The sequence below is a fragment of the Veronia nyctiphanis genome (genome assembly GCF_004116385.1).
Classification (GTDB): domain Bacteria; phylum Pseudomonadota; class Gammaproteobacteria; order Enterobacterales; family Vibrionaceae; genus Veronia; species Veronia nyctiphanis.
Map to the genome: position 1 here is coordinate 44,244 of NZ_PEIB01000025.1, position 23,854 is coordinate 68,097.

General features: G+C 46.8%; 16 protein-coding genes and 4 pseudogenes. 5 read left to right on the forward strand and 15 right to left on the reverse strand.

Annotation, left to right across the window (positions count from 1 at the left end; genetic code table 11):
- Window positions 1–4 precede the first annotated feature (4 nt).
- The 9 genes and pseudogenes from rsmG to rpmH all read right to left on the reverse strand — a co-directional run bounded on the left by rsmG (window position 5) and on the right by rpmH (window position 8,761).
- The gene (gene rsmG / locus CS022_RS17335) at window positions 5–625 is read right to left on the reverse strand and encodes a 16S rRNA (guanine(527)-N(7))-methyltransferase RsmG (protein WP_129123336.1); all 621 of its coding nucleotides are present in this window, start codon (window positions 623–625) and stop codon (window positions 5–7) included.
- A gap of 6 nt (window positions 626–631) precedes the next feature.
- A pseudogene (mnmG, locus tag CS022_RS17340) lies at window positions 632–2,519 on the reverse strand (tRNA uridine-5-carboxymethylaminomethyl(34) synthesis enzyme MnmG).
- Window positions 2,520–2,938: 419 nt separating this feature from the next.
- On the reverse strand, window positions 2,939–3,385 hold the full coding sequence (gene mioC, locus CS022_RS17345; RefSeq protein ID WP_129123337.1) for an FMN-binding protein MioC: 447 nt from the start codon (window positions 3,383–3,385) through the stop codon (window positions 2,939–2,941).
- Between the two features lie 18 nt (window positions 3,386–3,403).
- A complete protein-coding gene (locus CS022_RS17350; protein ID WP_161569662.1) occupies window positions 3,404–4,561 on the reverse strand; it encodes a GGDEF domain-containing protein in 1,158 nt (385 codons plus the stop codon).
- 334 nt (window positions 4,562–4,895) lie between these two features.
- A complete protein-coding gene (gene mnmE / locus CS022_RS17355) occupies window positions 4,896–6,263 on the reverse strand; it encodes a tRNA uridine-5-carboxymethylaminomethyl(34) synthesis GTPase MnmE (RefSeq protein ID WP_129123339.1) in 1,368 nt (455 codons plus the stop codon).
- Window positions 6,264–6,390: 127 nt separating this feature from the next.
- The gene (gene yidC / locus CS022_RS17360; RefSeq protein WP_129123340.1) at window positions 6,391–8,028 is read right to left on the reverse strand and encodes a membrane protein insertase YidC; all 1,638 of its coding nucleotides are present in this window, start codon (window positions 8,026–8,028) and stop codon (window positions 6,391–6,393) included.
- 2 nt (window positions 8,029–8,030) lie between these two features.
- On the reverse strand, window positions 8,031–8,291 hold the full coding sequence (yidD, locus tag CS022_RS17365) for a membrane protein insertion efficiency factor YidD (protein ID WP_129123341.1): 261 nt from the start codon (window positions 8,289–8,291) through the stop codon (window positions 8,031–8,033).
- A complete protein-coding gene (gene rnpA, locus CS022_RS17370; protein WP_129123342.1) occupies window positions 8,255–8,614 on the reverse strand; it encodes a ribonuclease P protein component in 360 nt (119 codons plus the stop codon). The genes yidD and rnpA overlap by 37 nt, the downstream gene beginning before the upstream one ends.
- A gap of 12 nt (window positions 8,615–8,626) precedes the next feature.
- The gene (rpmH, locus tag CS022_RS17375) at window positions 8,627–8,761 is read right to left on the reverse strand and encodes a 50S ribosomal protein L34 (protein ID WP_129123343.1); all 135 of its coding nucleotides are present in this window, start codon (window positions 8,759–8,761) and stop codon (window positions 8,627–8,629) included.
- Between the two features lie 548 nt (window positions 8,762–9,309).
- Here rpmH and dnaA point away from each other — a divergent pair.
- The 4 genes and pseudogenes from dnaA to gyrB all read left to right on the forward strand — a co-directional run bounded on the left by dnaA (window position 9,310) and on the right by gyrB (window position 15,310).
- Window positions 9,310–10,697: pseudogene (gene dnaA / locus CS022_RS17380) on the forward strand (chromosomal replication initiator protein DnaA).
- A gap of 1 nt (window position 10,698) precedes the next feature.
- Window positions 10,699–11,799, forward strand: a complete 1,101-nt coding sequence (gene dnaN, locus CS022_RS17385; protein ID WP_129123344.1) for a DNA polymerase III subunit beta — start codon at window positions 10,699–10,701, stop codon at window positions 11,797–11,799.
- Between the two features lies 1 nt (window position 11,800).
- Window positions 11,801–12,502 (forward strand): DNA replication/repair protein RecF, encoded by a 702-nt coding sequence (recF, locus tag CS022_RS17390; RefSeq protein ID WP_235869573.1) that lies wholly within the window; start codon window positions 11,801–11,803, stop codon window positions 12,500–12,502.
- Between the two features lie 391 nt (window positions 12,503–12,893).
- A pseudogene (gene gyrB, locus CS022_RS17395) lies at window positions 12,894–15,310 on the forward strand (DNA topoisomerase (ATP-hydrolyzing) subunit B).
- 682 nt (window positions 15,311–15,992) lie between these two features.
- Here the strand turns inward: gyrB and CS022_RS17400 are convergent.
- The 4 genes from CS022_RS17400 to tusA form a co-directional block, all read right to left on the reverse strand.
- Window positions 15,993–17,240 carry a valine--pyruvate transaminase gene (locus CS022_RS17400; protein ID WP_129123345.1) on the reverse strand — a complete coding sequence of 416 codons (1,248 nt, stop codon included), beginning with the start codon at window positions 17,238–17,240 and terminating at the stop codon, window positions 15,993–15,995.
- 227 nt (window positions 17,241–17,467) lie between these two features.
- Entirely contained in the window at window positions 17,468–19,534 is a 2,067-nt protein-coding gene (gene glyS / locus CS022_RS17405; protein ID WP_129123346.1) for a glycine--tRNA ligase subunit beta, read from the reverse strand.
- A 14-nt stretch (window positions 19,535–19,548) separates the two neighbouring features.
- On the reverse strand, window positions 19,549–20,469 hold the full coding sequence (gene glyQ / locus CS022_RS17410) for a glycine--tRNA ligase subunit alpha (protein ID WP_129123347.1): 921 nt from the start codon (window positions 20,467–20,469) through the stop codon (window positions 19,549–19,551).
- Between the two features lie 239 nt (window positions 20,470–20,708).
- Window positions 20,709–20,954: a sulfurtransferase TusA gene (gene tusA, locus CS022_RS17415; RefSeq protein WP_129123348.1), complete on the reverse strand. Its 246-nt coding sequence runs from the start codon at window positions 20,952–20,954 to the stop codon at window positions 20,709–20,711.
- 103 nt (window positions 20,955–21,057) lie between these two features.
- Here tusA and CS022_RS17420 point away from each other — a divergent pair, with 103 nt between their 5' ends.
- Window positions 21,058–21,300 (forward strand): hypothetical protein, encoded by a 243-nt coding sequence (locus CS022_RS17420; protein ID WP_145964522.1) that lies wholly within the window; start codon window positions 21,058–21,060, stop codon window positions 21,298–21,300.
- 251 nt (window positions 21,301–21,551) lie between these two features.
- On the opposite strand, the pseudogene acuI reads toward CS022_RS17420, so the two are convergent.
- A pseudogene (acuI, locus tag CS022_RS17425) lies at window positions 21,552–22,531 on the reverse strand (acrylyl-CoA reductase (NADPH)).
- 158 nt (window positions 22,532–22,689) lie between these two features.
- The gene (gene fadA, locus CS022_RS17430; RefSeq protein WP_129123350.1) at window positions 22,690–23,853 is read right to left on the reverse strand and encodes an acetyl-CoA C-acyltransferase FadA; all 1,164 of its coding nucleotides are present in this window, start codon (window positions 23,851–23,853) and stop codon (window positions 22,690–22,692) included.
- Window position 23,854 lies beyond the last annotated feature (1 nt).

The window sequence follows — 23,854 nt, forward strand, 5'->3', positions numbered from 1 at the left end:
TCTTTTAGTCCTCTGAAGACAAGATTACTAGATGACGCTGACCTTCAAGTGCCGGAACAGTCAAAGATTTGATATCGGTCACGGAACAATCAGTAGGAAGGTTATCAAGCTCGAGATTATCCAACTGGCCTTTCAGCGCATAAAAACGCCCATTTTCGCCCGGTAGATGGCGACACCAGTTGACCATATCGTCAATTGAAGCGAATGCACGACTCAGCACGCCATCAAAACCTAACTCTGGGCGAAATTCTTCAACCCGGCTCTGAACGGGCGTGACATTATCGATGTTCAGCTCATGGATAACCTGTCGAATGAATCGGATCCGCTTGCCGAGACTGTCGAGAAGAGTAAACGATTTTTCAGGGTTTACGATTGCCAGCGGGATACCCGGTAATCCGGGGCCTGTGCCAACATCAATGAATCGTTGTCCATCCAAGTGCTCACTGACGACCAAGCTGTCGAGAATATGTTTGACCACCATCTCTTTTGGCTCGCGTACCGACGTCAAATTGTACGCTTTGTTCCACTTGTTGAGCATTTCAACATAGCCAAGCAGCTGTTGTTGTTGCGGTGCAGGGATCTCGATCTCTGCTTGTTCAATGAGTTGTGCGAGATATTCTTTCACTTACGTTCACGCTCCTTTTTTGAGCATGCCTTGTTTTTTCATGTAAACCAAAAGGATAGAGACAGCGGCAGGTGTCACGCCTGAAATGCGTGATGCTTTGCCAATCGTCTCTGGACGTGCATCTTCAAGCTTGGCAACGACTTCGTTTGACAGTCCTTTGATTTGCTTGAAATCCAGCCCTGTCGGCAACTGTGTGTTCTCATGACGTTGTGATTTGGCGATTTCGTCTTTCTGACGGTCGATATAGCCGCATACTTAACTTGAATCTCAACTTGCTCGCGAGCTTGCTGATCGTTGTGAGCGGGCCCGAAGGTAGGATTACTGACCAGTTGATCGTAAGTCATCTCGGGGCGGCGCAACAAATCTTCACCGCTCGCTTCTCGCGTGAGCGGAGATTTAAGATGGCTGTTCATGGCCTCGGCATGTTCTGACGTCGGGTGGATCCACGTATCACGCAGGCGTTGCCTTTCCTGCTCAATATTTTCCATTTTTTCACTGAAGCGTTGCCAACGAGCATCGTCAACCAGACCCAGTTTACGGCCAGTTTCTGTTAGACGAATATCAGCGTTATCTTCACGCAATAACAGTCTGTATTCGGCGCGCGATGTGAACATCCGATAAGGTTCTTTCGTGCCCATGGTCGATAAATCATCAATCAAGACACCCATATATGCCTCGTCACGACGTGGACTCCAGCCCTCTTTGCCCTGCGAGAACAGCGCAGCATTACAGCCAGCAACCAAGCCTTGCGCTGCTGCCTCTTCATAACCCGTTGTACCGTTGATTTGGCCAGCAAAAAAGAGGCCACTCATATATTTGGTTTCAAACGTTTGCTTGAGATCCCTCGGATCGAAAAAGTCATACTCGATGGCATAACCCGGTCGGATCACCCTGCATTCTCAAAACCTTCGATCGAATGAATGATCGACATTTGAACATCAAAGGGCAGGCTGGTTGAAATGCCATTTGGGTACAACTCATGGGTTGTTAGTCCTTCTGGCTCAACGAAAATCTGGTGGCGGTCCTTGTCCGCAAACCGCATGACCTTGTCTTCGATAGATGGGCAGTAGCGAGGACCTATGCCTTCAATCACACCCGCATACATGGGGCTACGATCGAGATTACTGCGGATCACATCATGCGTTTTTTCGTTGGTATAGGTAATAAAACATGGCAACTGTTTCGGGTGCTCTGACTTGTCACCCATAAATGAAAATACCGGGCGTGGATCATCACCGTGTTGTGTTTGCATGACGCAGAAATCAACAGTGCGTGCATCAATACGAGGCGGTGTACCTGTTTTTAATCGATCAACCCTGAATGGCAAAGCTCGGAGACGATCTGCAAGCGCAATCGACGGAGGATCGCCTGCGCGGCCTCCTGAGTAGTTTTCTAGACCGATATGGATCTTTCCACCAAGGAAGGTACCCACGGTCAATACAACGGCTTGTGCGCGGAATTTGAGCCCCATTTCAGTGATAACACCCATGACCTGATCGTTCTCAACGATCAAATCGGTAACTGCTTGTTGAAACAGCATGAGGTTGGGTTGATTTTCCAATGTCTCACGAACGGCTGATTTGTACAGCAGTCTGTCAGCTTGTGCCCGTGTGGCTCGAACAGCTGGGCCTTTTGATGAGTTCAAGGTGCGAAATTGAATGCCGCCTTTGTCGATAGCACTAGCCATGACACCGCCCAACGCATCGACTTCTTTTACCAGATGTCCTTTTCCGATCCCCCCGATAGCAGGGTTACATGACATTTGCCCCAACGTATCAATATTGTGTGTCAGCAGTAGGGTTTGTTGCCCCATACGTGCAGCGGCCAGCGCTGCTTCTGTGCCTGCATGACCACCACCAACAACGATGACGTCAAAGTTATCCTGGTAAAACATGTTGTTACCTCGAAGGAATAGGTTGATCGATTGGTTTGTTCAAAAGGGTGGATATTCTACCCTGTTTGCTTTCATGAGAGAACAAAAAGTGTGATCTTTGATCGAACCCTTTTCTCTTTAAAATATATAAAGATCTTTTAGATAGATCTTCTATTAGATCTTTTATTAAGGGAGGCGATCCATGTGGATAAGTGTTATTTGATCAACATGATCATGCATTTAAGAAGGATCACTTTCTGTGGGGGAGCTTGGATCAACTACTGTATCGCTTGGGATCAAAATGGCTATTTATACACAGGGGGTTAGAGGGACTAGATCTATTAAAGGGATAACTATAGGTTGATCACCGTTTAGATCTATAGTTATCCACAGTATGATTTTTTAAATTGAATAAGTTTTTATAACAGCACTCTCGAGAGTTATTCACATATCTTTAATTTCCACTGAGATAACCATGCTTCGGCAGGCTCCTCTGGAAGTGGGTTTTCCAGGATATCGATGTCGAGCCTATCAGCCACGCGTTTTGCGCCGAGTTGCTCTAATAGTGAATCTGCTTTTTTTCCTGCGCCGCAAAACGTGTCGTAACTCGAATCGCCGATGGCAATGACAGCAAAATTAAGTGCTGAGAGATCTGGTTTTTGGCTTTCTAACTCTTCCATCATTGGCGCCAAGGTATCTGGGAAATCGCCTGCACCATGTGTTGATGTAATGAGTAGTAATTGATCGTTGAGAGACAGATCTTTTAACTCTGCTTCGTTGATTACCTCTGTATTCAGTCCTTGTTTTTCAAGGATCTCTGATAAGTGATCAGCCACGTACTCGGCACCACCTAGTGTGCTACCGGTAATGAGGGTTATTCCTTTCATCGCTTTCCCTAAGTGTGATTAGTAACGTGGGCTAGTATTCCGTCTATTAGAAAGGGGAGTCAAGCTGTGTGGCTGATACAGTGGTGACACTGCTTTTTGTAACTGATGTTTTGAAGCGACGCTAACTTTTCCATCGCCATACTTCTTTGCCTGCCTGACTGCGCTGTTTGCCGCATCTATTAGTCGGTATCCGTCGACAATATCTGTCTGGCGCGTTGCCACGCCAATACCTGCGCTAAATTGAATCGCGCCTGTTTCGAAAAGTAAGGTTCGGGTTCTGATCGAGGTTTTCAGTGCTTCAGCGAGTTCAAGCGCGTCGCTAAGTGTTTGTTCTGGAAGCAGTATGACGAACCTGTCGGCATGGAGTCTTCCTATGTGGCAGTTGATATCAGCCAGGTCCGCTCTCAGTTGGTTTGCTATGTCCACCAAGGTCAAATCGCCTTTGTCCCATCCATGTTCGTTATTGATGTTCTGGAATTTATCGATATCAATGACAATGACTGACAGTGTGCTGTTGAGGCCAGTTATCAGCGTGGTGCTTCTTCGATATATTTCATAGCCATTTAACGTGTCTGTGAGTGGATCACGCTCTAGATTTCGCTCAGCGCTGAGATGGAAGTGGTTAAGCTCAGAAAGATGGGAGTAGACAAGAAAAATCATAAAAGCTAGATAGAGACCGACAAACAGCGCAAAGCTTGTTGGTTTTACTGAGAGGGGAAGCAGTTTGGTATTGTCTGTCATGGTGAATAAATAGAACATCAATATCGCCGTGGCAGCCGTTGAAATAAACAGCAATTCTTTCTGTGATTTACCGAACACAATCATTGTTACGACTGGACCAATAACGAGTAACAGTTCTGTATGCAGTTGCTGAGGAAAGACAAGTAGGGCGAGACAGGTTATATGGCTGTAAAAAACCACCAGCACCCAACCCGACGCCAGTTTCCGCAATCCTTCTAAATTCAATATCCATGTAATGGGATAGAGGAGAAGAAATAGGCCATTTGTCATTGCTGCCTGTGGGCTTCCGAAAGCTAATAGAAGCGCGGCACTGATGATCAGCGAGATAAATACACTCATCAGAGCCACGAGATTAGTGAGCCGAAGATGGACGTATTCTTGTCGATCACATTTTTTGATACCGATATTGGTAATCGGATCCAGAACGCCTTGCATAACTAGGCCTCGATCACATGAGCTTTGCTTGAGTTTAGCAAAGGCGTATTTACCCATATGTTTGTATTAAGATCGTACTTTTATCTGTGGATGGATCTGTTTATAGAGTTTGAGAAGATTTTAACTAGATCCTGTTAGTTACTGAGATTACTGGGCTTAAGGGAAGATCTTTGTGGCAGAATAAAATATCGACCTGTGAATAACTTTATTGGCAACTCTGTTATTGAAATAAAAACTAACCCAATGATTGGTAACGAATCGGACGGTTTTTTGGCTACAAGCGGTCAGTGCTTTGTGCTAAAAAAAGAGCCCATTGAGGGCTCAGATATGGAAATTATTTACCGATACAGAATGAGCTGAATATCCTTCCCAGCAAATCATCTGAGCTGAACTCACCGGTGATTTCATTTAAGTGCTGCTGAGCGAGACGAAGTTCCTCTGCCAAGATTTCTCCAGCCATGTAGCCTTCTAGCTGATCTCTTCCTGTGTAAACGTGTGATGCCGCTTTTTCGAGTGCTTCAAGGTGTCGACGTCTGGCCATAAAGCCACCCTCTGTTGCGCCTGAAAACCCCATACAGGCTTTAAGGTGTTCACGAAGATCATCCACCCCTTTTCCTGTCATGGCACTGAGCCGGATCAGCGTAGGGTTGTTTGCATGACAGATCCCGAGCGTTTCATCGGTCAGATCCGCTTTGTTACGGATCACGGTAATGCCGACTGACGCAGGTAAACGGTCGATAAATTCAGGCCAGATCTCTTCGGGGCGAGAGGCATCGGTCGTGGTGCCATCAACCATAAATAAAACCCGGTCAGCATTGGCTATTTCATCCCAAGCACGCTCAATACCAATACGTTCCACCTCGTCAGACGCATCACGAAGACCTGCGGTATCAATGATGTGAAGCGGCATACCGTCGATATGGATATGTTCTCGAAGCACATCACGTGTTGTGCCTGCAATGTCAGTGACGATAGCGGTCTCTTTTCCGGACAGTGCGTTCAACAGGCTGGATTTACCTGCGTTTGGTCTGCCTGCGATGACCACCTTCATGCCTTCGCGCATGATAGCGCCCTGATTTGCCTCTCGGCGGACGGCTTCAAGCTGTTCGATAATCGAATTAAGGTCGTTGGACACTTTTCCGTCGGAGAGAAAGTCAATTTCTTCTTCCGGAAAATCAATGGCTGCTTCCACATACATGCGGAGGTGAATCAGCCCTTCGACCAATTCATTAACTTTGCCAGAGAAGGCGCCCTGTAGGCTTTGCAGCGCTGATTTTGCGGCTTGCTCTGAGCTAGCGTCAATGAGGTCGGCAATGGCTTCAGCCTGAGCCAGATCCAGTTTATCGTTGAGGAATGCGCGCTCAGAGAACTCACCCGGGCGTGCCGTGCGAATACCTTCTATGGCCACAATACGCTTTATTAACATGTCCATAAGCACAGGACCACCGTGTCCCTGAAGCTCGAGAACATCCTCACCAGTGAACGAGTTGGGAGCTTGGAAGTATAAGGCAATTCCCTGATCCAGAGCCTTGCCGTCAGCATCATTGAAAGAGAGGTATTCGGCGTGTCTGACTGAGAGTTCTTTGCCTACAACCTGCGCTGCAACGTCGCGTGCTTTTGGGCCAGACACGCGAATGATCCCGACACCACCTCGTCCTGGCGGTGTTGCTTGCGCCACGATGGTGTCATTGTGCTCTAACATGCTAATTACCTGTTCAATTCAAAACTGCGGTTAAGTGTATCGTAATGCGGTGCTCAACAGCATATTCAATACACAGAGATATACGAAAAAAGGCGGCCGATGGCCGCCTTTTCTGGCTCATAGAAGGTTAAGCTCTACTGTGTAGGCCTTTTTTCTCCAGTGAGCGATAAATCAAAAACTGCTGGATAAGTGTCATGATGTTAGACACCAGCCAGTACAGTACCAGGCCTGACGGGAACCACAGGAAGAATACTGTGAACATGATTGGCATAAAGTTCATGATCTTCTGCTGCATTGGGTCTGTGATGGTGCTTGGACTCATCTTCTGGATCAAGAACATAGATGCTCCCATCAGGACTGGCAGCACGTAGTATGGGTCTTGTGCTGACAGGTCTTGAATCCAAAGCATAAACGGTGCATGACGCAGTTCGACTGACTCCATCAACGACCAATAGAACGCAATGAAAATTGGCATCTGTAGTATCAGAGGTAAACAACCACCGAGTGGGTTTACTTTCTCTTTCTTGTACAGCTCCATCATTTCCTGACTCATGCGCTGACGGTCATCGCCAATGCGCTCACGCATTTCCTGCAGTTTAGGTTGCAGCATGCGCATTTTCGCCATTGACGTGTATTGCGCTTTTGTCAGTGGGTACATCAGACCACGGATAACCATGGTCATCAGGATAATTGCCACACCCCAGTTAGAGACAAGCGACTGAATAAATGTCAGCAGGCTGTGCAGCGGTCTGGCAATAAACCACAACCAGCCGTAGTCTACGGTCAGCTCAAGGTTAGTCGCGGTTGCTTTCATTTCGTCTTGCAGCTTCGGACCTACCCAAAGCGTAGTTTTCAGGGTGTCTTCTGTGCCTGGTGCGATTTGTACCGGAGGCATAAGAAAACCAATGAAACCCTGGCCATTCTCGGTACGGGTAAACAGATTGGTGTCACCCTCTTCGCGCGGTATCCAAGCACTGACGAAGTAGTGCTGCATCATTGCAGCCCAGCCTTCTTCTTTGGTAGACGGGTTCACGCTGATAGTCAGGTTCAGATTCTTGTCCTGCATATCATCAAAGCTGTATTTCTCGTACTTCTGGTTGTCTGCCGAGTAAACGCCACCACGGTATGTTGGCATGGTCAGGCTGCCACCGTCGTCCATTAAGGTCTGCTTTAGCTGAGCATACATTTTTACGCTTGCTGTCTCAGCTGACTGGTTATCGACGGTATAAGTCACATCAATGGCGTAGCTGCCACGATTGAGCGCATAGGTTTTGGTGTAAGTGATGCCATCTTTTACCATGGTCATCGGAACGCGCAGCTCGTCTTGTCCATTGTCTAGCACAAACTCTTTAGCACTGACGTTGAACTGAGCACGGCCTTGTGGAGTATCAATACCGCTGGCGCCTATCAGGCCGCTTTGTGCCGTAAAGGTATGACCCGGTTCAGATTTGAGCAGAACAAATTTTTTCTCAGAATTCAGCTCATCGTCGTACTGGCGCAATTCAGCACGCACAACGTCACCACCCTCGGTATCCACTGTCAGCTTAAGAACATCAGACTCAATGGTAATGAGATCTTCTGATACTGCGGCGTCGGCCATAGGCTGAACGGCATCCGAGCCGACTGGAACATCACCACTGGTTTGTGCTTGCTGTGTTACGCCCTGTCCCTGTGGTTGAGGGGATGTTTCGACATTCCACTGCTGATAAAGCAGGAAAGAGACGAAAAGTAGGGCAATCAACAGGATATTACGTTGGGAATCCATTGTTAATTGTCTCGATTATCATTTTCGTTAGGTGGCACAGGATCGTAACCACCAGCGTTTAAAGGATGGCATTTTAATAGACGTTTACTGGCTAACCAAACACCTTTTATCACACCGTGACGGTTGACCGCTTCTATCGCGTAATGAGAACAGGTGGGATGAAAACGACATCGTGGTCCAATGAGTGGACTGATGGCCAACTGATAAAAGCGGATGAAGCCGATTATCAGCGTTTTCGCGGCGGACGTGATAAACGTAACCATAACTTATCGAGCAGCGTCCTCAATTCGTCGTTGCTGAGGTCGTTGGCACTTTTTTTAGCGATCACCACAAAATCTTTTGAAGGCAATTCATGTTGACGCAGACGGAAACTTTCCCGCACCTGGCGTTTGAACCGATTTCTGTCAACAGCGAGCTTAATTTGTTTTTTAGGCACAGCTTGACCGAGTCGGGCCTGACCAAGTTTGTTGTTTCTGGCGAGAATAGTTAAGTGCGGACTGCCAGCGCGATGAGGTTGCTGGAAGACAGAGTTAAAGTGTTCGGGAGTTAACAGACGTAACTCCCGAGGAAAAGCTAGCTTATTCAAAATCGCAATGGATTATTTTGAAAGCTGCTTACGGCCTTTCGCGCGACGAGCGCCAATAACCTTGCGACCGTTCTTAGTTGCCATGCGAGCACGGAAACCGTGAGTGCGCTTGCGCTTTAGAACTGAAGGTTGAAAAGTGCGTTTCATGGTTTCTACCTTATTACTGATCAGTTTTTAGGTTTTGTTAACCCGACGTGGGACTGTTCGTCCGACGCCTCTCAACAAAGAGGCCGGATTGTAATCACTGGCTGATGATTAGTCAATCATAAACCCGTGGGTTGTTATCCAGTCTCCGGGCGCGCAATTATACGGTTAACGAAAATAAGCGCAAGGATCCTTCGCCGATCGGGCCTTTAGCGTGCTGTGAATTTTTTGTGATCAATTAATGTGTAACTGTGAATTGATCCACGTTGTCTGATCATTTTTCGTCGATCTGTCGAGTCGGTAGGCCCCAAGAGAATGTGGGTGATATTTCATCTTTGTGTGATCGTGGATCTTAAATTGATGGCGATCTAGGAATAAAACTGTGAGTAATTAGAGGGAATTCTGTGTCCTAATGACCCATTTTTGTGTGAAGTGTGTGTATAACTTCGATCTTATTCACCGATAGAGGGATCTTGGCGCTAGCTATCCGCTGGCGAGCGGTATAAAATTAACCCCCTTTTCAGAAACTTTTTATGAGTGTGGAGTCAGACGTGTCATCTTCGCTTTGGTTGCAGTGCCTTCAGCGCCTTCAGGAAGATCTTCCTGCAACAGAATTTAGCATGTGGGTTCGACCGCTTCAGGCGGAGTTGAATGACAATACCCTGACATTGTTTGCCCCAAACCGATTTGTATTGGATTGGGTGCGTGACAAGTACCTCAATAGCATTAACCAGCTGTTGAATGAGTTCTGTGGTGTTGATATTCCCATGTTGCGTTTTGAAGTCGGCAGTAAGCTATTGCTGCCACGGCGCCACCCAACATTCCGAGCACGGCAGCGCCTGTGGCACCTGCGGTGGAAAAACCAGTGGGCAGAACATGGGAGCCTGCGCCGTCACCTGTGCAATCTGATGTTAATCACCGCTCAAATGTGAACCCGAAACACCAGTTTGTTAACTTCGTTGAAGGTAAGTCTAACCAACTCGCACTTGCAGCAGCGCGTCAGGTAGCTGATAACCCCGGTGCAGCGTATAACCCGCTTTTCCTTTATGGTGGAACAGGCCTCGGTAAAACTCACTTATTGCATGCCGTGGGCAATGCCATAAGCGATCGCAAAAAAGATGCCCGCGTTGTGTACATGCACTCTGAGCGTTTTGTTCAGGATATGGTCAAAGCGCTGCAAAATAATGCCATTGAGGAATTCAAGCGGTATTACCGGAGTGTCGATGCACTGCTTATCGATGACATCCAATTCTTTGCCAATAAAGAACGGTCTCAGGAAGAGTTTTTCCACACTTTTAATGCATTGCTCGAGGGCAATCAGCAAATTATTCTCACCTCAGACCGCTATCCAAAAGAAATCAGTGGGGTAGAGGACAGGCTAAAATCCCGTTTTGGTTGGGGTCTGACGGTGGCGATTGAACCACCTGAGCTGGAAACCCGTGTTGCGATTTTGATGAAAAAAGCAGAAGACCACTCCATTCGTCTGCCCGACGAAGTGGCATTTTTTATCGCCAAGCGCCTGCGTTCAAATGTTCGTGAGCTTGAAGGTGCGTTAAATAGGGTAATAGCGAACGCTAACTTCACTGGTCGTGCGATCACCATCGATTTTGTGCGTGAAGCTCTCCGTGACTTGCTTGCTTTGCAAGAGAAGCTTGTGACGATTGATAACATCCAAAAGACGGTCGCCGAGTATTACAAAATTAAGATGGCAGACTTGCTGTCAAAACGTCGCAGCCGTTCAGTCGCGCGTCCTCGTCAGGTCGCGATGGCACTTTCAAAGGAACTGACAAACCACAGTCTCCCAGAGATCGGAGACGCATTTGGTGGCAGAGACCACACAACCGTGCTTCATGCCTGCAGAAAAATTGAACAACTGCGGGAAGAGAGCCACGATATAAAAGAAGACTATTCAAACCTCATTCGGACCTTGTCATCCTAATATGAAATTTTCTCTCAGCCGTGAATTATTATTGAAGCCGCTCCAGCAGGTCGCAGGTGCGATCAGTGGACGGCCATCACTGCCAATCCTGGGTAATATATTACTCAAAGTGGAAGGCGGTGAGTTAACACTTACTTGTACTGACCACGAGGTTGAGCTTATCGCACGTATCGCAGTCGATGCCGATGCGGTTGAAGGCGCAATTACTGTGCCATCGCGTAAGTTTCTTGATATTTGCCGCGGTTTACCGAGCGAAGCGTCAATCTCCTTTTCTGTCGAAGGGGACAGGGTGTTAATTCGTTCTGGACGCAGTCGCTTCACCCTTTCTACTTTGCCAGCTGACGACTTTCCAAACATTGAAGATTGGCAAAGCGATATCGATTTGACGTTGACACAGGGTGCGCTGCGTCAGCTGATTGAACGTACGCATTTTTCAATGGCCAATCAGGATGTCCGTTATTATTTAAACGGCATGCAGCTGCAAACAGAAGGGGAAACACTGCGTTCAGTGGCGACAGATGGTCACCGACTTGCGATTGCCGAAGTTCGCCTGGATACTGCGGTCGACATCAAGCAAGTGATTGTGCCACGTAAGGGTATTACCGAATTAATGCGCTTATTGGATGAGCCCGATGAAGTTGTCGTGTTGCAGGTCGGCGAGTCGAATATCCGTGCTGAACTTAGCCAGTATGTGTTTACATCAAAGCTTGTTGATGGGCGCTTTCCTGATTATCGCCGTGTGTTACCGCAAGGCGCTGAGCAAGTCATGCTCGCGGATTGTGAGATACTAAGGCAGGCACTCAGTCGTGCAGCTATTCTTTCCAACGAGCGCTTTCGTAGCGTGACTATGAATGTAAGTAATGGCTTACTTCGTATTTCTGCCAATAACCCTGAACAGGAAGAAGCGGAAGAGCTGGTAGATGTGGATTATCAGGGCGAAGAGATCGAGATTGGTTTTAATATCGGCTATGTGTTGGATGTGCTTAATACACTTAAATGCCAAAATGTTCGCTTCTCAATGAAAGAAAGCGCCTCTGCTGCGCTAATCGAAGATTGTGATAATGAAGATGCCATGTATGTGGTGATGCCACACCGTCTCTAATATGACGTTGTCCCGTTTAACGATACATGATCTGAGAAATATCGAAGCCTGTGACTTTAGCCTGTCATCAGGCTTCAACTTTCTTATTGGTGCCAATGGCAGCGGAAAAACCAGTGTATTAGAAGCTATATACTACCTTGGTCATGGCCGCTCATTTCGCAGTCAGCTGACGGGGAGGGTGATCCGCCATCAGCAGGATAGTCTTACCGTTCATGGACGCGTCAGTCAGTCCGGTGCTTTGTTGCCTGTGGGCCTCCGTAAACACCGCGATGGTACTACTGACGTTAAAATTGGCGAAGAAAAGGGCCAAAAGCTATTTCAGCTTGCTGAAATACTGCCCATGCAACTCATTACGCCTGAAGGCTTTGAGCTTTTAACCGGCGGGCCTAAATGCCGTCGTCCATTTATTGACTGGGGAGTGTTTCATGTGGAACAGACGTTTTATGCGTGCTGGTCTCGTGTTAAACGCCTAACCAAACAGCGCAACGCCCTGTTGAAGACGGCTAAAAGTTATCGCGAACTGAGTTATTGGGACGCTGAGTTAGTTCCTCTTTGTACTCAGATAGATATGTGGCGCAGAGCTACGTTGAAAAACTGTCTGAGCGTGTTGAGACACTTTGCCGGGCGTTTCTGCCTGAATACGAAATTACACTGTCTTATTCCCGTGGGTGGGAAAAAGACGCTGATTATGCCGAGTTATTAAGAGATAACTTTTCGCGTGATCAGCAATTGGGCTACACAGTCAGTGGCCCGCACAAAGCTGATCTTCGTCTACGTGTCTCGGGGACTCCCGTTGAAGATGTATTGTCTCGAGGGCAGTTAAAACTGCTTGTCTGTGCATTACGTTTGGCGCAGGGACTTCAGCTTACAGAAGATACTAACAAGCAAGTATCTACCTTATTGATGATTTTGCGTCTGAGCTCGACAGTAGCCGCAGAGCGTTGCTTGCTGAGCAACTCAAAATAACAGGCGCACAGGTCTTTGTCAGTGCGATTAGTGCTGATCAGTCGCTGAAATGTGCGACGAAAATAGTAAGATGTTTGTTGTCGAAAACGGTAAAATAACCGCAGGATAAACTAAGCGAGAGTAACTCAATGTCCAACAATTACGATTCATCAAGTATCAAGGTTCTAAAGGGCCTTGATGCCGTTCGAAAACGTCCAGGGATGTATATCGGTGACACGGACGATGGCACTGGTCTGCACCACATGGTTTTTGAGGTCGTCGATAACTCGATCGATGAAGCACTCGCTGGTCATTGTAACGACATTCTTGTCACTATCCATGAAGATGGTTCCGTCTCAGTCCGCGATGACGGTCGCGGTATCCCTGTTGATATCCACGAAGAAGAAGGCATATCAGCCGCTGAAGTTATCATGACTGTGTTACACGCAGGTGGTAAGTTTGATGACAATTCCTATAAAGTGTCTGGCGGTCTGCACGGCGTTGGTGTTTCTGTTGTAAATGCTTTGTCAGAGAAACTCGAACTGACTATCTGGCGTCACGGTAACATCCATCAACAAATTTATAAAATGGGTGTACCTGAAAAACCGCTTTCAGCTATCGGTGATACAGAAGAAACCGGTACGAGAATCCGTTTTTGGCCAAGTGAAGAAACATTTTCTGACATCCTCTTCCACTATGAGATTCTCGCAAAGCGTCTGCGCGAACTTTCGTTCTTGAACTCGGGTGTCTCAATCAAGCTCGTCGACGAGCGAGAGGAAGACAAACAAGACCACTACATGTATGAAGGTGGTATCCGCGCATTTGTTGAGCACCTTAACCGTAATAAGACACCAATACACCCGAGCATTTTCCACTTTGAAACGACACGAGAAGACGGTGTTAGCGTAGAAGTTTCTATGCAGTGGAACGATGGTTTTCAAGAAAACATCTATTGCTTTACCAATAATATTCCGCAACGTGATGGTGGTACTCACCTCGCCGGCTTCCGCGCGGCACTCACGCGTACGTTGAATTCTTTCATGGAGAAAGAGGGCTATTCGAAAAAGGCGAAAGCGGCAACATCTGGTGATGATGCTCGTGAAGGTTTGACGGCGGTTGTGTCGGTCAAAGTGCCCGATCCTAAATTCTCGAGCCAGACAAAAGATAAGCTGGTCTCCTCTGAGGTTAAATCTGCTGTTGAGACTGCGATGGGTGAGAAACTGTCTGAGTTCCTGATCGAAAACCCGCAGGATTCAAAGATTGTTTGTAGCAAAATCATCGATGCTGCGCGTGCCAGAGAAGCGGCAAGAAAAGCCCGTGAGATGACTCGCCGTAAAGGTGCACTTGATCTTGCAGGCCTTCCCGGCAAGCTTGCTGACTGCCAGGAAAAAGATCCGGCGCTGTCTGAACTCTACATTGTGGAGGGTGACTCAGCAGGTGGCTCAGCGAAGCAGGGACGTGATCGTAAATGTCAGGCTATATTGCCACTGAAAGGTAAGATCCTGAACGTAGAGAAAGCCCGTTTCGATAAAATGCTGTCTTCGCAAGAAGTCGCTACTCTTATCACTGCGATGGGTTGTGGTATCGGGCGTGATGAATACAACCCTGACAAGCTGCGTTACCACAGCATCATCATTATGACCGATGCGGACGTCGATGGCTCACACATCCGTACGTTGTTGCTGACATTCTTCTATCGCCAAATGCCTGAGCTCATTGAGCGTGGTTACATCTACATTGCTCAGCCGCCTCTTTACAAAGTGAAGAAAGGAAAGCAAGAGCAATACATCAAGGACGATGATGCGATGGAACAGTTTCAGGTGTCTCTGGCTCTTGAAAATGCATCATTGTTTGTCAATCAAGATGCACCCGCAATGAACGGTTTGGCCCTTGAAGATTTGGTCAAGAAATACAACGGTGTGATGAAACTGATCAGCCGCATGAGCCGTCGCTATCCGACAGCACTTCTCAACGAACTGGTTTATCAACCTCGTCTTGCCGTTGATAGTTTGACTGATGAAGGTCGGTGAAGGCATGGATGGACAATATTGTTGAAATCCTCAACCGTAAGTCTTCGGGTGAAAGTCAGTATCGCTCTGCGATTAAGTTTGAAGAAGAACGTGGTGTCTACCAGCCTGAACTTATCGTAAGAACCCATGGTGTTGATCACGAATACGTTGTCAGCTATGACCTGCTTAATTCGAAAGAATATGGGCGTATTGCTGAACTCTCAGAGACTTTAAATGGGCTTTTAGATGATACGGCATACATTCAGCGTGGTGAGCGTAAACAGCCTGTGAGTAGCTTTGCAGATGCACTGGCATGGCTCATCAAAGAGTCGGGTAGGGGGCTTAGCAAACAGCGCTACAAAGGTCTCGGTGAGATGAACCCTGACCAGCTTTGGGAAACTACCATGGACCCAGAATCTCGTCGAATGATGCGTGTCACGATTCAGGATGCCGTCGCTGCTGATGAGTTATTCACAACCCTAATGGGGGATCATGTTGAACCTCGCCGTGCATTCATTGAAAACAATGCATTGAAAGTAGCGAATCTCGATGTGTAGTGTTTGACCTCGTGTTTAACTTTGAGAAAAACGTCGCATCGCGACGTTTTTTTTTCGAAAAGTAATTATTTGATATGCTTTTTGTTGTGTATTTACCCATTAGTTTCTTTCAGGTATCCCTTCAACATCCATTTTAGACAAATCGTTCAAACGTCTACTTTTGCATATTTATTTCATAAAAACAGAAACTTACTGAAGGTCCGTTTGAAGTATCGTTTGCCAGTGTCTTAGTACTGGTTTGTATATTAAGTATCTGTTATTTAATGGTTTCTAATTTGACTACGATGGGTGTCACTTGCTAAAACGTACTCAGCATTACTTGGCCTTGTATTGAGAACTACTCAGCCAATAAGTAACTGCTATGTAAATATCGTCTGTTATAGCTAAAGCAAAAATGCGAGTCGTTTTAGTTATCGCATAAGATATTTATTAATGGTTCCAAGACATCTGAAATCCATCTTTAGGTCATAACAGACCTCTCAAGCAAGGAGAAATAGTTTTTATTTCTCCTTTTTTTTCTTCATCTGTGTGAAAAGTTGAACAGGTACAGGTGTCATTCTTCTCAGATTTCACACAGCATATGATTGACATGTAAGTTTATGATTTATATATTTTTTAAATAGAAAGCGGCCATGTTTCACGTGAAACATGACCGCAAAATAGAGAATAAACTACTTTATGATTAGTTATTGTAGAGGGCTGAAATTTCTGTCGCTAAAATCTCAATACCCCGCTCAAGAACGGATTCATCTTGTACATAATTCATTCTGATGCACTGACGCCCATGTTCCCACCCATCTTCCAGTCCAACAAAGAAGTACTCTCCTGGCACAATAAGAAGTCCTTGATCTTTAAGGCGACGATAGAGCTCTTTGGTGGTTATAGGTAATTCTTCAAACCACAACCACAAAAACATCGCCCCTTCAGGCTTGTGAATTTTGAAGCGGCTATCTCTGATTGATTGTTGAAGTAGTCTTACTGCAAATTCTGATTTGGCCTTGTAAAACGGCTTTATGATATTCTCACTAAGATTTAATATGTCACCTGTTTTAACCAGTTCAAGGCCCACTGCAGGTCCAAGGCTTCCTGGTGAAAGGCTAATAATGCCGTTCAAATTTGTCAGTGCCTGTATAACTTCTTCATTCGCTACTATGATACCGCAACGTAAACCCGGTAACCCGAGCTTAGATAGGCTAGAACACAAGATGGTGTTACCATTCCAAAATGGCGTTACCGATTCGAAAATGATATTGGGAAAGGGCACTCCATAAGCATTGTCTATGATGAGCGGTACGCCGTTGTCTCTGGCGAGCTTGTCCAGCTTGGCAATTTCGTCGTCTGTGAGTACATTACCCGTCGGGTTCGTAGGTCTCGACGCACAAATAGCACCTACAGATTTATCCACCTCCAGTGCATCAAAATCAACATGATATTTGAACTGGCGCTCTGGAAGAAATTCAATCTCCGGCCTATAGCTTATGAACATATCAGCGGATACACCCGAATCCCCATAGCCGATATATTCAGGTGCTAGGGGTAGCAATATTTTCTTCTTGCTACCGTCTGGGAACTCACCCGCAAACAAATTGAATAGATAGAAGAATGCAGACTGACTACCATTGGTTAGCATAATATTTTTACTTGAAATATCCCAGCCATAGGTATTTTTGAATAAGTCTGCCAGTGCTTCTATAAACTCATTCTTGCCCTGAGGACCATCATAATTGGCCATGGCTTTTACTAGGGAGCCGTTGGCTAAAAGCTTGCTTGAAATTTTCTCGAACTCAGAAAGCATCTCTGGGATTTGCGCGGGGTTACCACCACCTAGCATGATGGTATCAGGGTTTCTTAACCCTTCATTTAGATCATCCATGAGTTGGGTGATCCCGGAGTACTGAGTAAACTTCTTTCCGAATTTCGATATCTGCATTGCGTCCGAGCCTTAAAATGCAACTAAACTGCTGGTGGACTCAACAACATACATTAAAAAACATCTGATTTGAATGTCATCAATACTGAAATTTTAGCATTATTTTCTGGGTGTAAATGGGTAGGCAGAAATAGTGGAGTAGCGGTTAAATATGGATGTGTTTCACGTGAAACATGAGATAAAAAACCCCGCTAGTGCGGGGTTTGTATTGGAGAATTGAGCGTAAGTTACTTTTGCAACAGCGAAATATCGGCAACGTTCATAAACTGTTGACGAAGCGTGCTCAGCAGAGTCAGGCGATTAACTTTCAATGCCTCGTCGTCTGCCATTACCATGACATTGTCAAAAAAGTTATCGACGGATTCACGAAGCTTGGCAAGCTCAGTTAACGCCTTCTGATAATCTCTGTCTGCAAATACTGACTGAAGTGAAGTAACAACATCTGCGACGTCATTTGCCAATGCTTTCTCTGCGTCTTCAATTAGAAGGGAGGTATCAACTGCTGTTGGAAGTTGGCCTTCAAACTTGGCGAGGATGTTACCCACACGCTTATTCGCAGCGGCTAATGACTCAGCTTCATCAAGGCCGCGGAAGTGCGTAACCGCCTTCACTCGCTTATCAAAATCTGTAGGCTGTGTAGGGCGCTGAGCTAATACCGCCTGAATCACATCAACACTATGACCTTCGTCTTGATACCATGCACGGAATCGACCGAGCATGAATTCAAATACGTCTGACTCTACGTTGTCATTTGTCAGTCTATCGCCCAGTAGCGTGCGGGCCTGACCGATTAACTCAACGAGGTCTAAATCAAAGTTGTTCTCGACAATAATGCGAAGTACACCAAGCGACGCACGACGAAGTGCAAACGGGTCACTGCCTTTTGGCGCTTGTCCGATACCAAAGATACCGACGATCGTATCAAGTTTATCGGCCATTGCGACTGCTGAAGAGACTTTCGATGATGGTAGCGTATCGCCCGCAAAGCGTGGCATGTAGTGCTCATTCAACGCCAGTGCAACATCCTCTTTTTCACCATCATGACGCGCATAGTGCATGCCCATAACACCCTGGGTATCGGTAAATTCAAATACCATGGATGTCATCAAATCACACTTACACAGCAGGCCTGCACGTTTTGTATTATCAATATCACCGCCAATTTTGTCAGCTATAAATGCTGCTAGCTCGGTGATCCTGTCCGTCTTGTCTTTGATGGTACCCAACTGCTTTTGGAAAACCGCTTTTTCAAGTTCTGGCAACCGGGCAATCAAAGGGCTCTTGCGGTCGGTATTGAAGAAGAACTCTGCGTCAGCAAGGCGAGGGCGGACAACCTTCTCATTACCTTCGATAACATGGCGAGGCTCTTTAGATTCAATATTAGAAACGAAGATAAAGTTCGGCAGAAGAGCTTTGTTGCTGTCGTATACAGGGAAGTACTTCTGGTCGCCTTTCATGGTGTAAACCAAGGCTTCGGCAGGTACCTTGAGGAATTCAGGCTCAAACTTTGCTGTGAGAACAACAGGCCATTCAACCAGCGAGGTGACTTCTTCTACTAAGTCATCTTCAAGGTCTGCTGTACCGCCAACTGCATCAGCGGCTTTCTTGGCATCAGCAATAATGATGGCTTTTCGGGCATCGTAATCGGCCATTACTTTGCCACGCTCTTCGAGCAGCGCTGGGTATTGTTCAGCAGAGTCAATCATAAACTCTTGCTCACCCATGAATCGGTGGCCACGGATAGTACGTGCTGATGCCACACCCAATATTTGGCCTTCTACCAACACATCACCTAACAGGATCGTCAGTGTTTTTACTGGGCGGATAAATTGCGTATCCTTGTCACCCCAACGCATTGGCTTAGCGATAGGGAGTTTAGCCAGTGCATTGGCTGCCAAGTCGATAACAATATCTTTGGTTTTTTGGCCTTTGACTTCTTGCTTAAACAGAAGCCACTCACCTTTATCGGTGACCAAGCGCTCTGCTTGCTCTACCGTAATACCATTGCCTCTGGCCCAGCCTTGCGCAGCTTTGGTTGGGTTTCCATCTCCGTCAAAGGCGACAGATATAGCAGGGCCTCGTTTCTCAACAACTTTGTCAGCTTGCGATTCTGCAAGCTGAGAGACTCTAAGTGCAAGACGGCGAGGGGAGGCATACCATTGAATGCCTTCATGGGTAAGACTTGCCGATTTTAGCTCACTTTCGAAGTTCGCGGAAAATGCTTCAGCAAGCGTACGAAGTTGCGTTGGTGGTAACTCTTCCGTTCCGAGTTCGATTAGAAATTCTTTAGTCATAGTGTCGCGTCCCCTTACGCCTCATTCTCGGTCTTTTTACACATAGGGAAGCCGAGTGCTTCGCGTGATGCGTAGTAAGCTTCAGCCACTGATTTAGTCAGGTTTCTGATGCGAAGGATATAGCGTTGACGTTCGGTAACCGAAATTGCCTTGCGGGCATCTAATAAGTTAAACGCGTGCCCTGCCTTTAGGATCCGCTCATAAGCGGGAAGGGGTAAAGGCTTTTCCAACTCAAGCAGTGAATTACATTCTTTTTCGCACTGATCAAAAAAGGTAAACAGGAAGTCGACATCGGCATGTTCGAAGTTATACGTCGACTGTTCAACTTCGTTTTGGTGGAAGATATCGCCGTAAGTCACCTTACCAAGTGGGCCGTCTGCCCAAACGAGGTCATAGACGGAATCAACGCCCTGGATATACATCGCCAGTCGCTCGATACCATAAGTGATTTCGCCAGTGACGGGCTTACACTCAAGACCACCTACTTGCTGGAAGTAGGTGAACTGAGTGACTTCCATACCATTTAGCCACACTTCCCAACCCAGGCCCCATGCACCGAGCGTCGGGTTCTCCCAATTATCTTCAACGAAGCGAATATCGTGCACTTCAGGGTCGACACCTAATACTCTCAACGAGCCAAGGTAAAGCTCCTGTATATTGTCAGGCGAGGGCTTAATGATGACTTGGAACTGGTAATAATGCTGTAATCTGTTTGGGTTTTCACCGTAACGGCCGTCAGTTGGACGACGAGATGGCTGGACGTAAGCCGTTGCGATTGGCTCCGGGCCAAGCGCGCGAAGGCATGTCATTGGGTGAGAGGTGCCTGCACCTACTTCAAGATCGAGTGGCTGAACGATGGTACAGCCTTGTTGGGCCCAGTAATCCTGCAGCGCGAGGATCATGCCCTGAAAGGTCTTTATATCGAATTTATGCATTGTCAGGTTCGCGCGATTAGTTGTTGGTAAATGAGAAAAATAACACGCGATTATAGCTTGGGCTAGGGGGGATAAGTAGTGTAAATGGCGTTTTTTTGTTCTTAGCGTTGCTCTCTTTTGCGAACAGGACAAAACGTAGGGCGTTTAGATGACAAATAATGCCAACGATACTGGGCTCATATACAGAATGGCATTTGGTTTAAGATAAAAAGCAGCAGACGCCACTTTTTATCAGCGGCTTATAAGCCTTTTTTGATCAGGTATCGGAAAGGGGCTTTTTCCACTTCAGAAGCCAACAAGGTGTGATCCATGAATCGACAAAAACTTGGGATGTCTCTTGTTGTTGAGGGATCATCAGCTACAACGAGTAGTGTCTCTCCGTCTTCCATATTGCGAATTGCCTTTCTCACCATCATGACAGGCTCCGGACAACGCATACCTTCAGCGTCTAATTGGTGATCTGGGCTCTCGAAAATTGTACTCATAAGTTAGTTTGGAAGTAAAAACGTCGAGTTGATCATACTTATGTCCATAAAATATTCAATGGGGCTTGGAATTGTAAAATTTGCGTGTAGTTTAAGTAACAACTTGTTAACCAATATTGCGTTGTGGTACGAATTGCTGTCTGCACAACGGGAGATCATTGTGCTGAGAAAAACACTTGGATACAGCACCCGTATCGCAACATATGGCATCGCGAGTGTCGCCACTGTTGTTGGTTTGTCGAACAGTAATTCAGCTGATGCGCAAGCAGTACTCATGACGGCGCTGATAGCTGTTGTATTCGGCTTGTGGATTGAAACAAGCAACGCAGCAAACGACAGTCTCTAACTCATTACTCATCAACTACACTCACACCCGGTTTTCTTGGGCTTCCCCGCTTCAATGCGGGATTTTTTTTGCTTTTTTCTGGGTACTCTATCATTAATCGCGAACCAATTTCATTGGTAATGTTGAGAATCGTGTTGTTAGTGTTCAGGAATATAGGTGAGTGCTCATTCGAAAATTGGCGTCGTAATAAACGTTTTTATAAAAAAAGCCGCGTATGCGGCTTTTCATGTTAATCGGCATTTTTTCGAGATTTAGATTTTAACGACAAGTCGACCAGATACCTTTCCATCAACAATATCCACCGCAGCCTGAGGGACTTCATCGAGTGAAACCTGCTTGCATGACTGTTGATAGAAGCTTTCAGGAAGTAGTTTACTGATTTGATCCCATGCGCGTTGACGTTTTTCTATCGGGGCATACACCGAGTCGACACCCAGGAGGCTGACGTTTCGAAGGATAAATGGCATCACAGTGGTAGGTAAATCGAAACCACATGCCAGTCCACATGCTGCCACGGCACCACCGTAATGTATTTGGCTAAGCACTTTAGCCAGCATAGTGCTGCCTGTTGTATCGATGGCTCCTGCCCATAATTGCTTTTCAAGCGGACGGGCAGGTTGGTTTAACTCTTCCCTTGCTATCACCCGTGAGGCACCAATTGACGTCAGCCATTGCTGGTTTTCTTCTACTCGGCCGGATACCGCAACAGCTTGATAACCAAGCTGTGAGAGCAAGGTAATAGCAACAGAGCCAACACCGCCGCTTGCGCCCGTTACCAAGATTTCGCCATCTTCTGGCTTTATTCCTGCATCTTGGAGCGCTTGCACGCAGAGCATGGCCGTTAGCCCCGCGGTACCAATTTTCATAGACTGTTCAGATGAAAGTTGGCTAGGTAGAGGTACTAGCCAATCAGCGTTAACGCGTGATTTTTCTGACATCCCGCCCCAATGTGTTTCACCGACGCCCCAACCTGTGAGCACGACATGCTGACCAACACTGAACCTGTCATCCGACGATTCCAGTACAGTACCCGCAAAATCAATGCCGGGAACCATGGGAAACTCACGCACTATTTTGCCTTTACCGGTAACGGCAAGCCCATCTTTATAATTAATTGACGAGTATCGACGGCGACGGTCACATCACCTTGAGGTAACTGATCATCATTGAGTTGAGTGATGGTTGTTGTGGTTGTTTTGTCTTCTTGGTTAAGCAGCAAAGCTTTAAACATCGGGACCCTCCGTTGAATCGGGGTTATAAGATTTTCAAACGAGTGTAAGGCTTATGGTAACAACAGAAAAGAGGAACAGGGTTGCTATAGCGCAAGACTTATGGGAATTGAAAATGAAAAAAGCGGCCTCAAGAGGCCGCTTTGTCGTATAACGTTGGTTATACGCGTTCGAAAATGGTCGCGATACCTTGACCAAGACCAATACACATGGTGGCAAGACCGATTTCTACGTCTTTGTCTTCCATGATATTGATAAGGGTCGTGGAGATACGAGCACCAGAACAGCCTAATGGGTGACCCAGTGCGATAGCACCGCCGTTAAGGTTAACCTTATCCTCTACTTTATCAAGCAGACCAAGATCTTTCAGGCAAGGCATAGACTGCGCAGCAAAGGCTTCGTTGATTTCTACCATGTCGATGTCATCCATCGTCAGGCCAGCACGTTTCAGCGCAAGACCCGTAGCAGGTACTGGACCGTAACCCATGATTGATGGATCACAACCCATCACCGCCATCGAGCGGATGCGAACACGAATCGGTAGGCCAAGTGCTTTCGCTTTCTCTTCGCTCATGACCAGCATCGCAGATGCGCCGTCTGACAGGGCTGATGAAGTACCTGCAGTAACCGTACCATTGACTGGGTCAAACACAGGACGCAGTGCAGACAGACCTTCGACGGTTGTTTCTGGACGGATAACTTCGTCATCTTCCATTAGGAACAGGCGCCCTGTGCTGTCATGTGCTTCAATCGGCACAATCTCTTTACGGAAGCGGCCTTCAAGGGTTGCCTGATGCGCGCGTTGGTGAGAACGAACAGCAAACTCGTCTTGCATTTCACGGGTAATACCGTGCATACGACCCAAAAGCTCAGCAGTCAGGCCCATTGAGCCTGCCGCGCGAGCAACAGACTTTGACATACCCGGGTGGAAGTCGACACCGTGCGTCATAGGTACGTGACCCATGTGCTCAACACCACCAATCAGGCAGGTGTCTGCATCGCCAACCATGATGGCGCGAGCTGCATCCTGAAGAGCTTGCATTGATGAACCGCACAGACGGTTTACCGTGTTTGCAGGGACAGTATGTGGAATCCCTGCCAGCAAAGAAGCATTACGGCCGATGTTGAAACCTTGCTCCAGAGTTTGCTGAACACAGCCCCAGTAAATGTCATTGATGCTTGCAGGATCAACCTGTGGGTTGCGCTCAAGCAAAGATTTCATCAGGTGTGCCGATAAATCTTCAGCCCTGATGTTGCGAAATGCGCCAGCTTTAGAGCGGCCCATTGGCGTACGAATACAATCGACAATCACAACGTTATTCATT

Coding starts and splice junctions, on each gene's coding strand:
- rpmH (WP_129123343.1), bottom strand. CDS start 8,761: ATGAAACGCACTTTTCAACCTTCAGTTCTAAAGCGCAAGCGCACTCAC.
- mioC (WP_129123337.1), bottom strand. CDS start 3,385: ATGAAAGGAATAACCCTCATTACCGGTAGCACACTAGGTGGTGCCGAG.
- glyS (WP_129123346.1), bottom strand. CDS start 19,534: ATGACTAAAGAATTTCTAATCGAACTCGGAACGGAAGAGTTACCACCA.
- glyQ (WP_129123347.1), bottom strand. CDS start 20,469: ATGCATAAATTCGATATAAAGACCTTTCAGGGCATGATCCTCGCGCTG.
- dnaN (WP_129123344.1), top strand. CDS start 10,699: ATGAAATTTTCTCTCAGCCGTGAATTATTATTGAAGCCGCTCCAGCAG.
- tusA (WP_129123348.1), bottom strand. CDS start 20,954: ATGAGTACAATTTTCGAGAGCCCAGATCACCAATTAGACGCTGAAGGT.
- fadA (WP_129123350.1), bottom strand. CDS start 23,853: ATGAATAACGTTGTGATTGTCGATTGTATTCGTACGCCAATGGGCCGC.
- mnmE (WP_129123339.1), bottom strand. CDS start 6,263: ATGTTAGAGCACAATGACACCATCGTGGCGCAAGCAACACCGCCAGGA.
- CS022_RS17350 (WP_161569662.1), bottom strand. CDS start 4,561: ATGCAAGGCGTTCTGGATCCGATTACCAATATCGGTATCAAAAAATGT.
- recF (WP_235869573.1), top strand. CDS start 11,801: ATGACGTTGTCCCGTTTAACGATACATGATCTGAGAAATATCGAAGCC.
- yidC (WP_129123340.1), bottom strand. CDS start 8,028: ATGGATTCCCAACGTAATATCCTGTTGATTGCCCTACTTTTCGTCTCT.
- yidD (WP_129123341.1), bottom strand. CDS start 8,291: ATGGTTACGTTTATCACGTCCGCCGCGAAAACGCTGATAATCGGCTTC.
- CS022_RS17400 (WP_129123345.1), bottom strand. CDS start 17,240: ATGCAGATATCGAAATTCGGAAAGAAGTTTACTCAGTACTCCGGGATC.